At 65.5% G+C, this 10,939-nt stretch carries 10 protein-coding genes, 1 tRNA gene and 1 pseudogene; 3 read left to right on the top strand and 9 right to left on the bottom strand.

Going from position 1 to position 10,939, the window contains the following annotated elements; all coding sequences use genetic code 11:
* A partial coding sequence (locus Y706_RS26465) for an NAD(P)-binding domain-containing protein (RefSeq protein ID WP_253906835.1) occupies positions 1 to 456 on the bottom strand: 456 nt, incomplete at its 3' end.
* Positions 457 to 521: 65 nt separating this feature from the next.
* On the opposite strand from Y706_RS26465, the gene Y706_RS0118805 reads away from it, so the two are divergent.
* On the top strand, positions 522 to 1,586 hold the full coding sequence (locus tag Y706_RS0118805; RefSeq protein ID WP_043436486.1) for an NAD(P)-dependent oxidoreductase: 1,065 nt from the start codon (positions 522 to 524) through the stop codon (positions 1,584 to 1,586).
* A gap of 205 nt (positions 1,587 to 1,791) precedes the next feature.
* On the opposite strand, the gene Y706_RS0118800 is transcribed toward Y706_RS0118805, so the two are convergent.
* The 4 genes from Y706_RS0118800 to Y706_RS0118780 all read right to left on the bottom strand — a co-directional run bounded on the left by Y706_RS0118800 (position 1,792) and on the right by Y706_RS0118780 (position 6,977).
* A complete protein-coding gene (locus Y706_RS0118800) occupies positions 1,792 to 3,141 on the bottom strand; it encodes an MFS transporter (protein WP_156945199.1) in 1,350 nt (449 codons plus the stop codon).
* Positions 3,142 to 3,305: 164 nt separating this feature from the next.
* Positions 3,306 to 4,103, bottom strand: coding sequence for an IclR family transcriptional regulator (locus tag Y706_RS0118795; RefSeq protein WP_028277808.1), 798 nt, complete (start codon positions 4,101 to 4,103; stop codon positions 3,306 to 3,308).
* Positions 4,104 to 4,270: 167 nt separating this feature from the next.
* Positions 4,271 to 5,101, bottom strand: coding sequence for a fumarylacetoacetate hydrolase family protein (locus Y706_RS0118790; RefSeq protein ID WP_028277807.1), 831 nt, complete (start codon positions 5,099 to 5,101; stop codon positions 4,271 to 4,273).
* Positions 5,102 to 5,708: 607 nt separating this feature from the next.
* Complete coding sequence (locus Y706_RS0118780; RefSeq protein ID WP_028277806.1) at positions 5,709 to 6,977, bottom strand: glycosyltransferase; 1,269 nt, start codon at positions 6,975 to 6,977, stop codon at positions 5,709 to 5,711.
* A 182-nt stretch (positions 6,978 to 7,159) separates the two neighbouring features.
* Between Y706_RS0118780 and Y706_RS0118775 the strand changes: the two genes are divergently transcribed.
* Positions 7,160 to 7,339, top strand: coding sequence for a hypothetical protein (locus Y706_RS0118775; RefSeq protein ID WP_028277805.1), 180 nt, complete (start codon positions 7,160 to 7,162; stop codon positions 7,337 to 7,339).
* Positions 7,340 to 7,407: 68 nt separating this feature from the next.
* Here the strand turns inward: Y706_RS0118775 and Y706_RS0118770 are convergent.
* From Y706_RS0118770 to Y706_RS0118755, 4 genes are all read right to left on the bottom strand, one after another.
* A tRNA-Val gene (locus Y706_RS0118770) sits at positions 7,408 to 7,483 on the bottom strand.
* Positions 7,484 to 7,573: 90 nt separating this feature from the next.
* A complete protein-coding gene (locus Y706_RS0118765) occupies positions 7,574 to 8,506 on the bottom strand; it encodes an NAD-dependent protein deacetylase (RefSeq protein WP_028277804.1) in 933 nt (310 codons plus the stop codon).
* Between the two features lie 4 nt (positions 8,507 to 8,510).
* Complete coding sequence (locus Y706_RS0118760) at positions 8,511 to 8,993, bottom strand: peroxiredoxin (RefSeq protein WP_028277803.1); 483 nt, start codon at positions 8,991 to 8,993, stop codon at positions 8,511 to 8,513.
* 41 nt (positions 8,994 to 9,034) lie between these two features.
* Entirely contained in the window at positions 9,035 to 9,454 is a 420-nt protein-coding gene (locus Y706_RS0118755; protein ID WP_018773429.1) for a DUF3052 domain-containing protein, read from the bottom strand.
* Between the two features lie 436 nt (positions 9,455 to 9,890).
* Here Y706_RS0118755 and Y706_RS0118750 point away from each other — a divergent pair.
* Positions 9,891 to 10,939 (top strand): annotated as a pseudogene (locus tag Y706_RS0118750) (pyruvate dehydrogenase (acetyl-transferring), homodimeric type); the annotation flags it as partial.

The following is a 10,939-nucleotide window of genomic DNA, read 5'->3' as shown; positions in this document are numbered from 1 at the left end:
GAAGTCGCTGTCGCTGGCGCCCGCCATGATGGCGAGGGTGCCGTCCGCCGCGCCTTTGGTGCCGCCGCTGACGGGCGCATCGACGACGACGGCGTTGCCCCCGCTCGCCTCGGCGACCCGTGCCCCGAAGTCCCGCACGCCGGACGGCGACACGCTGCTCATCACCACGACGGCGGTTCCGGGCGCGGGCGGGCTGGCGGTCCAGCCGGCCAGGAGTGCGGCACTCGCATCCTCAATGTCGGACAGATCCGGCAGCATGAAGACAATGACGGGCTGGTCGCGAAGCGCCTCGACCCTGGCCACACGCGAGCCGCCCAGGGCCTCGAAGGCGTCCAGCGCCGCCGGCGAACGGTTCCAGGCGGTTACGGTCCATCCTGCCGCGAGGAGGTTGGCGGCCATCGGCGCGCCCATTAGGCCGAGGCCGACAAACCCGGCCTCCCTGCGGTCCATCTCCATGCGTTGCCCTCACTTCGTCGTGGTTAATCTTGAAATTCTGTTCAGCATCCTAGCCTCCATTCAGTATGATGAACACTATGACGACCAAAACCACTGTCGCGATCGCCGTCCCGCTCGAAGCAGAGCTGGTGGACCGCATCCGCGCCGTAGATCCGTCCGTGACCGTCCTCTACGACCCCGAGCTCTTGCCGCCGGAACGTTTTCCCGCCGACCATGCGGGCGACCCGGATTTCCGCCGGACGCCGGAGCAGGAAGAGCGCTACTGGGACATGCTCAACAAGGCCCAGGTCCTGTACGGGCTCCCCAACGAAAGCCCGGCAGGCCTCGCCCGGATCGCCGGCAGCAATCCCCGGCTTGAGTGGATCCATGCCATGGCGGCCGGCGCCGGCGGTGCCGTGAAGGCATCGGGACTGGACGCCGTGACGCTGCAGAAGTTCAGGGTCACTACCTCGGCCGGGGTGCACGCCCTGCCGCTCGCCGAATTCGCCGCCCTGGGCATTTTCAACGGCTTCAAGCGCAGCGCCGAGCTGGCCCAGGACCAGGCGGCCAAGCTCTGGCCCGAGCTCCGCACCCCCACCCGCCTGGTCAACGGCTCCCGCCTGGTGGTCACCGGACTCGGCGAGATCGGGCTCGAGACCGCACGGATCGCCCGGGCCCTGGGCATGAGCGTCAGCGGGACCAAGCGGACCGTGGAGGCCATCGACGGGATCGAGACGGTCACGGACAACGACGGCCTCGCCGGCCTGCTGGGCACTGCAGACGCCGTCGTCAATACCCTGCCCGGCACGCCGTACACCGAGAAGCTCTTCAGCCGCGACGTCTTCGCCGCCATGAAGCCCGGAACGGTCTTCGTCAACGTGGGCCGCGGCACCGTGGTGGATGAAGAGGCGCTCCTGGAGGCCCTGGGCAACGGCCAGGTCTCCTATGCCTGCCTCGATGTCTTCGCCGTGGAGCCGCTGCCGCAGGACAGCCCGCTGTGGAACCATCCCAGGGTGATGGTGTCCCCGCACACCTCGGCGCTCAGTGCCGCCGAAAACCGGCTGATCACCGAACGCTTCTGCAGCAACCTGCGGACCTACCTCGACGGCGGCGAACTCCCCCACCTTGTGGACACGGTGCACTTCTACTGAGTCCACTCTTCCGCACTGCACAGCGCCGCAGCGCACACAGGGCGGCCCACCGGAAACGGTTGGGCCGCCCTTTGCGTGGGGCGAGGCCAGTTCCACCCGGCGACGCGGGTATTCGGGTGGCGCAGAAACGGCCGTGGCCCCTTCCTGGGTGGAAGGGGCCACGGCCTGTGCTGCGCGGACGGAGCGTCTGCTGCCCGGATACCGCCTAGTGCGCATCCTCCGTCAGGAGAAGGTCGCGTCCCACGGTCTCGGGCGTGAAGAAGGTGGTGACGAACGAGATCAGCGCCAGGACCAGCGAGTAGATGGCGAGCACCAGCCAGGAATGGTCCGTGGCGGCCAGCAGCGCGGCGCCGACCAGCGGGACCAGGCCGCCGGCCAGGACGGCGGAGAGCTCCCGGCTCATGGCCACGCCGGTGAAGCGGTACTGCGAGCCGAAGAGTTCAGGCAGCAGCGGGCACTGCGGGCCGAGCATGGACTGAACGCCGAGGGCGATGCCCACCACCATGACGATCCAGACCAGCGTGACATCGCCCAGCGTCACCAGGTAGAACGCCGGAAGCGCGATGAGCGCCTGGAACAGCGCGCCGTAGCGGTAGACCGGCACCCGGCCGAACCTGTCGGACAGCGCACCGAACGTGATCACCATGACGGCTGCGAAGCCCGCGGCGATGAGAAGGCCGACCGGACCGATGAACTTATCGCCGGGAAAAACGCCGTCCTTGGCCGCCAGGAACGCGATGAGCAGGGCGGAGTAGATCGAGGAATTGCCGTTTTCGCCCATCCGCAGGCCGATGCCGATCAGCACGTTCTTCTTCGAGTGCTTCCACAGCTGGCCGATGGGGTTCTTGACCACATTCTTGTGCTTTTCCAGTTCCTGGAAGACGGGCGTTTCCTTCAGCCGGAGCCGGATGAAGATGGCCACCACAACCAGGAGCACGCTGGCCAGGAAGGGCACCCGCCACAGCCAGCCCTCCAGGACTGCCTTGTCTGCCATGGCAATGAGCGCGAACGTTCCGGCGCCGAGCAGGGTTCCCAGCTGGATGCCGACGAACGGGAGCGAAGCGAAGAAGCCACGACGGCGGCGCGGCGCGACTTCGGAAATCAGCGTGGTGGCGCCGGCCTGTTCAGCGCCGGCACCCAGTCCCTGCAGGATGCGCAGCGTCACCAGAAGAACGGCGCCGAGCATGCCGGCCTGTTCGTACGTCGGCAGCAGGCCGATGGCGAAGCTGGCGGTCCCCATCAGTCCGATGGTGAGGATCAGGACCATCTTGCGGCCGAACCGGTCGCCGATGTAGCCGAAGACCATCCCGCCGAAGGGCCGGGCCGCGAAGCCCACACCGTACGTGGCGAAGGATGCAATCAGGGCCCCGTCCTCGCCGAGCGGCTTGAAGAACAGCGGGCCAAAGATCAGGGCGGAGGCCAGCCCGTAGATGTAGAAGTCGTAGTACTCCAGCGCGGAGCCCACAGAGCTGGCAAGCGTTGCCCGTCGCAGCTGTTCCGGATCGACGACGGCGCCGTCCGCTTCAGCGAGCGGTGTATTAGTACTGGTTGTCACAAGCACTCCCTCAAGAACACTCCAGACCCCCGTTGGTCTGGTGGGTGTGAGCAACCCCAAGGAGTCGATCACTATGCTGAACAGAGTACAGCATAGTGATCGCCTGGCCAATGAATAATCAGATTTATTCCGGGGCGTCCCAAAACGCCCCGCGGCGCCGGCCCCTAGCCCATGGGATTGCCGAGGGACCGGGCGAGGTCCTGGAGTTCCTTCACCATCATGGCGCCCTGCTCCTGCGAGTAAGTCGCCTTCAGCGCGGTGACCGAAAGGCCGAGGCTGGGCCCGTGTGCGCCCCGGGTCGGGACGGCGACGGCCAGGCACACGACGCCGGTGGTGGATTCCTCGTCCTCGAACGCATACCCCTGCTCCCGGATGAGCGTGAGCTGCGCCTTGAGCTCGGCACCCGTGCGCAGCGACTTCGGCGTCAGGACCGGAAGAGTCGCGTCGTCGGGAAACATCTCGTCGACGTCGTGGTCATGCAGCCGCGCGATCAGGGCCTTGCCCACGGCACAGAGGGACACAGGCATCTTGTCGCCGATATTGGACGTCAGGCGCACCGCCGGGTGCCCTTCGTAGCGGGCGAGGTAGATGACATTTGTTCCGTCCAGCATGGCGATCCGGACGGTCTCTCCCGAGAGTGTCGGGGCCTGTTCACAGAAGCGGTAGAACTCCTGGACCTCGTCGAGGCGGCTGAGGTAGGCAGCACCCAGCTCAACCAACTTCCGGCCGAGGGTGAACTCCGCGCCCTGGCGGCTGATAAGCCTCGCCTCCTCGAGCGCGAGCAGGAGGTTGGAGGTGGAGGACTTAGGGATTCCCAGTTCCCGGGACAGGTCACTGAGCGTGAGGCGTCCGGTCGCGGATGCCGCCAGGGCTTCCAGCACGGCGGCGGCACGGGTGACAGCCGGTGCGGGTGACGCGCTCCCCAATCCGTCGGAGGGTCGGGAAACTCGGGAATCGGCCATGATTCTCCTTCAGGTATCGCGCGCAAGTCGCCGCGCCACTCGTTCGAATGCCGTCCAGTCAGCTGAACACTAACCATCATAATGTCTGGCGCCTCGAACCGGGACCGGCAAAGCCCGTGCATCCATTGCTCCCCTGTCGGCGGGCCTCGTCAGGGACCGCCGGCCCCTTAGGCGGCAGACACCACGGGGTTCGTCAGCTCGCCGATGCCGGCAATGTGGCACGTGACGGTGTCGCCGGGGACGATCGGCGCACACTCGGCGGGGAATCCCGTCAGCACCAGGTCTCCCGGGTGAAGAGTCATGAAGGAAGTGAGATACGTGAGGATTTCCTCCACCTTCCAGCCAAGGTCGGCGGAGCTGGCTGCCTGGAGTTCCCGACCGTTGTGTTTGATGCCGATCGCCAGGTCGTCACCGTTCAGGTCCGTGACGATCCAGGGCCCCACGGGCGTGAACGTGTCCTGGCTCTTGGCGCTGATCCACAGCTCATCGGATTCCTGCAGATTCCTGGCGGAGACGTCATTTCCTATGGTGTAGCCCAGGACCGCGCCCATGGCGTTGCCGGGCGTCAGTCCGCGGGCCCTGCTCGCGATGACGAGGGTCAGTTCGGCCTCCGGCTCGACGCGCCCCACGCCCGGCCGGAGTTCAACCGCGTCCCCCGGGCCGACCACGCTGGTGGACGCCTTGTGGAAGGCCTGCGGCGGAAGCCCGCGACCGGCGGCACCGGTATTGTGCGCCATGCCCAGGACGTTGGCCGGGACACAGGGCGCGAGGAACGTGAACGACGCTTCCTCCACCGTCGCGCCGGCCTCCCAACCGCTGCGGGGCAGGCTGCCGGCATTGGCGGCAGAGCCCGGGAACGGAGAGGGTGTCACCGTCCACGCTCTGCCCGCCGCACTGCCAAAGTCCGCTGCGTCGTTGGCGACGAAGAAGTATTCGTCCGCGGCAGCCGGGGAAAGCGGGCGGACTCGGGCGATTCGGCGGGCACTCGTGGCGGTCATGAAAACATCCTAGGCGGCGGACTCCCGGGACCCGCGATTAGGCCATCGAGTGGCGTAATTCTGGCGCGCAGAAACACCGCCGGTGTTTCACATTTCCAAGCGTTCACGGTATATTCATTACAAGCCTTCCACCGCGGCATCCCCCAATAGTCGCGGTGGAAGGCTTTTCCAATGCCCGGGTGATACCACGGTCCGGGGTCCCCTTTTGAGCGGGTCGGGCCGGGCGATTGTTGCCCGCGCAGGCAGCCTACGCGGCGTCCGCAACGGCCCCCCGCATCCGCCAGCCCCACCGAGGCCGTCCCTGATCAGTTCCATGGTGGTCAGGGCAGATCCGCGGTTGCGGCCGAGCCTCGCCTGGACCTGCCAGACTTCGACATCCACGCGGCTCAGGCCCTTGGGCATCCGGCGCTCGGCCTCCCACCAGCTGACGCGCTCGAACCAACGCACAGGCTCGGCCCCGATCAACCATTCTCTGCCCCCGCGCACTACCGCCAGGGGCCGCCCGTCCGGGCCTGTTTTCACCATCACGTGCTCCATGCCCGTCACAGTAGGGCGGAGCCCTGACATTTTCGGGGCGCACACGGCGTTGGAGCCCCGGGTTCAGTCCTTAGCCGGCGGCGTGTACGGCCACGACGCGAGGCTGTCGCAAGCGGATGAAAACGTCTGCCGGCTGACGGTTCTTGCCCCTCAGCGTTATGCCGGAGATGCTGACTCCTTCCGGCAGAAGAAGGCTTTGGCGCACCACGCCGTGGGCACTCTTCGACCACGCCTGCCGGCTCAGCCCATATGTGGGGCTATCCCGCAGCCCGAGCGCCTCGGGATCGATGTCGTCGGCTCCCTGAAGCTCATAGGAAACGACGGCGAATCCTCCCTGGAGCCTGTTGGCCGATTCATACTCGAACTCAAACTCGACCAACCCCGCCTTGACCGCCGAATTCAACGGAAAAGTCATCGCCGTCTCCTCGGTCAGACGTAGAGGCGCCGCGCCTGGCGACGACAGCTCATGCGGCACTGGTTCGCCGCGGACTATGTCCTTGATGAGGCTCGGCCATTTCTCCGCAGCAATATCGGCCGCCCGCACAGCCGGAAGCCTGTCCAGCCGCGCCAGGGAGGCCGCAACGCGTTCGTGCGGGGTCTCGTTCAGTGTCGAGTCCTGATCGCTGTGACGGACTTGGAAGAACATGTGCTCCCGGGAGTCAAGGATGGTCGGCATCACCTGGTCCACACCGTGGTGCGGACCAGGCGTAACGATCGAGAGGCTGCGCTGACGCGGGTCGAACGCCGACACGAAGGCCATCCCCTGGGCGGACTTAGGGTGATAGAACTCCCGGAGGTTTACCAACTCATGTTCACCCTTGTAGGCCGTCAGGCCGAGCCCGAATGAGATGGCCATCCCCACGTGGTTCATGGTCCGGTACCGCCCAAGATGGGTCAGGTAGTCGGTGGCGAGCAGGTCGTCGTCGTCGAGGCGGAACCACGCGATCGGCTGGATGCCGGCGTCGGCGTCGAACTTGCTGGCGAGGTCCTGCTCAATCAGGGGACGCACTTCTTCAATGCCGGTTCCCCGGACGACGCCGTTCCATTCCACCGGCACCAGGAACGGGTACTCGGCTGCGGCCGCGAACAGGATTTCCTGATGCCGCTTCGGGAGCAACTCGGAATACATCACGAAATGTTTGTAATCATGGTTTTCCGCCATGACCGCAAGGGCGGGCACGGCCTTCGTGAAGAACATCTCAGCCCTTAGGTTGAGGCGCTGTTCAGAGAACAAGTACCGCATGTAGTCCTGCGGCGTCTTGAAGGCGCCGCTCCGCGACGTTTTCCAAGAGTGCGATCCGGGCGAGAAGAGGCTGTAGCGCGTGACGCCGTAGAACATGGCTTTCCCCAATAGTCTTTTCGATACTCAACAAATCACCTCACTGTACTCTGCAACGTTCGCGAGGACGAGGAAACCGCCCTTCACCGCCGTCACCAATGTCAGACATTTCCAGGCAGATGGCTACTTCGACGCGTGCTGGGCGCACAGGGCGCCCTGCAAAGGACCAAGGGCAACCCAAGATGGCTGAATCGAACGCTCAGATACTGGAGAAGGCGAAAGCCGTGGTGCTGGATTCGATCGTAAAGGGTGGCGTGTCGACCAATCAGTCGCAAGCTGTGCAGCGGCTCGCCAACGCCCTACTTGATGGGACCGTAGCACCGATCAGCGGCCCCAACGATTCGGCGCCGAAAGGCTCCTGATCGGGTCAACCGGACGCACAAAACCCCGCCGTTCCGGACCGCGTGGTCCGGAAGGGCGGGGTTTTCTGTGGTGGGTCCTACCGGGATCGAACCGATGACATCCACGGTGTAAACGTGGCGCTCTACCAGCTGAGCTAAAGACCCAAACCGCGGTATCCGCGCCTCAGCGCTTCAACCAACGAACAGCTACTGTACCGGATGTCACCGGCCAAGCGCCAATCGGCCCGGCCGTCGCTACAGGGGCGGCAGCTCGGCGGCGAGCCAGGTCAAAGCCCCGCTGACGCCTGCCTCCAGCTTGATGGTGGCGAGGCCGTCCCCGCGGGTCGGTCCCCTGTTGATGATGACCACGGCTTTGCCCTGCTTCGCCGCGTGGCGGACAAAACGCAGGCCGCTCATCACGGTGAGCGACGAGCCGGCCACCAGGAGCGCCCGGGCGGCGTCGACCATGGCGTACGAGCGCTCCACCCGGTCCTTGGGCACGTTTTCCCCGAAGTACACGAAGTCCGGTTTTAGGGTGCCGCCGCAGGCCGGACAACGGGCGACGATGAACGATCCAATCAGTTCGGTGTCCTCGACGGCGGCATCGGCGTCCGGCGCCATTTCAACCACCCCGGCCGCCTGTGCCCGTTCCAGGAATCCGGGGTTGAGTTCTTCCAGGACACCGGCCAGCATCCGGCGGCTGAACCTCCGGTGGCAGTCCAGGCACACCACCTGGTCGAACCGGCCGTGCAGGTCCACGACGTTGACGCTGCCGGCGTCCTCGTGGAGCCGGTCCACGTTTTGGGTGATGAGGCCGGTGAGAAGCCCCCGTTGCTCCAGCCGGGCTACAGCGACATGGCCATCGTTCGGATCCGCCCTGCGCAGATGTGACCAGCCGATGTGGTTGCGGGCCCAGTAGCGCTGCCGGTTTCCCGGCTCGCCGATGAATTCCTGGTAGGTCATGGGGGTCCGCGGCGCGGCGCCGGGCCCGCGGTAGTCCGGGATGCCTGAATCCGTACTCAGGCCGGCGCCTGTCAGCACGGCGAACTGCTCCCCGGACAGGAGTCCGTGGATGTCTTGCAGGGCCTCCAATTCGGTGCGCTGGAGTTCCGCGGCGCTCCCGGCGGCCGTAACCGGCGGGAGGCTGGCAAACCCGGTCATGCCGATTCCTGGCCGCCGCTGCCTCACCGGATCAGCTCCCGCCGAGTCCCGCGAGGGCCGCCCGGTATTCGGCGAAGTCGCGGGCCTGGCCGCGCGGATTCACCACGACGTAGCGGACGATTCCCGCCGCGTCGATGATGAAGGTGCCGCGCAGCGCCATGCCGCTGTCGGGGTCGAACACACCGTAAGCCGAGGCCACGGCGCCGTGCGGCCAGAAGTCGGCCAGCAGATCGAAGCCGTAGCCTTCCTTTTCGGCATAGGCACGCTGGGCGAATTTGCTGTCCACCGAGACTGCCAGCACGGCGGCGTCGGCATCCTCGAACAGTGCCAGGTTGTCCCGGATTTCGCAGAGTTCCCCGGTGCAGATCCCGGAGAAGGCAAACGGGTAGAAGACTATGGCGACGTTGCGGCCGCGGAAGTCCGCGAGGCGCACCGGTTCGCCGAATTGATTGGCGAGCTCGAAATCCGGTGCGGGATCGCCGACGCCGGGAACGGCACCGGGAACGGAACTCACGGCGGAGCCCGGCCCGGCGGCCTCGTGCTGGACCGCTTGGGTCACTTGTTCTTCCGCGTGACCAACCGGGTGGCGCTCCAGTCCTTCGAGACGCCGGCGGAGGTGGTGTAGTGGAGCCCTGCGGTGGGCGCGGCGTCCTGGATGTCCGCGGGCGAGACGTAGCCGTCCCGGCCGGACTTGGGAGTCAGGACCCAGACAACGCCGCCCTCGGTGAGAGTGGTCAGCGAATCGACCAGCGTGTCCACGAGGTCTCCGTCACCTGCCCGCCACCAGAGAATGGCGGCATCGACCACCTCGTGATCGTCCTCATCGAGAAGCTCAGAGCCCGTGAGATCTTCGATGTCGTCCCGCAAGTCGAAGTCGACATCGTCGTCATAACCGAATTCCTGAATCAGGTCCCCGTCTTTGAAACCCAGTTTCTCCGCCACATTTACCGAAGTGGCGGCGTCGGCCTCGCTCACGTGTTGCTCCTATGCTTTTTGAATTGCTTCATGTTTTCAATGGCACTAGTGATTTCCATTACTCCAAGCCAACACCCTTTGAGCTCTCGCTTCAAGCTGTTGGCACCGCGATCCGCCATATTCTGCGTCACACAGGCCGATCCGGAGGCTGCCGGGCAGCGCTTCGTCACACAACCAGTATGCCCGTGAAATACGGGGACGGGTCCATAGGGCGGCTACGCATCCATCAGCCTGCACGGCTAGAGTGGCTGATGACGACTACGCCTGCGCGGGCAACCGCCCGGCTAATACAGGCAGGCGTACCGTGATTGGACCTTGCCCGGCGCATACGACCGGGCTGATGTAACCGATATGTCGCACACGTCGCGTTCACGCCAGGCAGTCACCCTGCCCGGAGCTGAGGGTGCCGATAGATGCGCTCAAAGAGAGGTTGGACGTGGCTGCAGGAGAAGATACCTCCCATATCCTCAGCGGGTTGACAAACCAGCTGCCTGATCGTGATCCGGAAGAGACCGCCGAGTGGCTGGAGTCCCTGGATACCCTGATTCAGGAACAAGGCACCGAACGTGCCCAGTACATTATGCGCAGCCTGCTCCAGCGGGCCGGCGCGCAGTCCGTGGGTGTTCCGATGGTCACCACCACGGATTACGTCAACACCATCCCGGTCGACCAGGAAGCGGCATTCCCTGGCGATGAAGAGATCGAACGCAAATACCGTGCCTGGCTGCGCTGGAATGCCGCCGTGATGGTGCACCGGGCACAGCGGGCGGACATCGGCGTCGGCGGCCACATCTCCACCTACGCCGGCGCCGCGACCCTGTACGAGGTCGGCTTCAACCACTTCTTCCGCGGCAAGGACCACCCCGGCGGCGGCGACCAGGTCTTCTTCCAGGGCCACGCCTCCCCCGGCATGTACGCCCGCGCCTTCATGGAAGGCCGGCTCTCCGAGGAGGACCTGGACGGGTTCCGCCAGGAGAAGTCCAAGGAAGGGCACGCCCTGTCCTCCTATCCGCACCCGCGCCTGATGCCGGAGTTCTGGGAATTCCCGACCGTCTCGATGGGCATCGGCCCGATGAACGCCATCTACCAGGCCCAGTCCAACCGGTACCTGCACAACCGCGGCATCAAGGACACCTCGGACCAGCAGGTCTGGGCGTTCCTGGGCGACGGCGAAATGGACGAGCCCGAGTCCCGCGGCCTGCTGCAGCTGGCGGCCAACGACAAGCTCGATAACCTCAACTTCGTGATCAACTGCAACCTCCAGCGCCTCGACGGTCCGGTCCGCGGCAACGGCAAGATCATGCAGGAACTCGAAGCGTTCTTCCGCGGTGCCGGCTGGAACGTCATCAAGGTCGTCTGGGGCCGGGAGTGGGATGACCTGCTGGCCAAGGACGAGGACGGCTCGCTCGTGAAGATCATGAACGAGACCGTCGACGGGGACTACCAGACGTACAAGGCCGAGTCCGGCGCGTTCGTCCGCGAGCA

Origin of the sequence: Arthrobacter sp. I3, from assembly GCF_000520575.1 — a bacterium.
Lineage (GTDB): Bacteria > Actinomycetota > Actinomycetes > Actinomycetales > Micrococcaceae > Arthrobacter > Arthrobacter humicola_A.
Note: the sequence above shows the minus strand (reverse complement) of the source record. Positions and strands in the feature narration are given on the sequence as shown.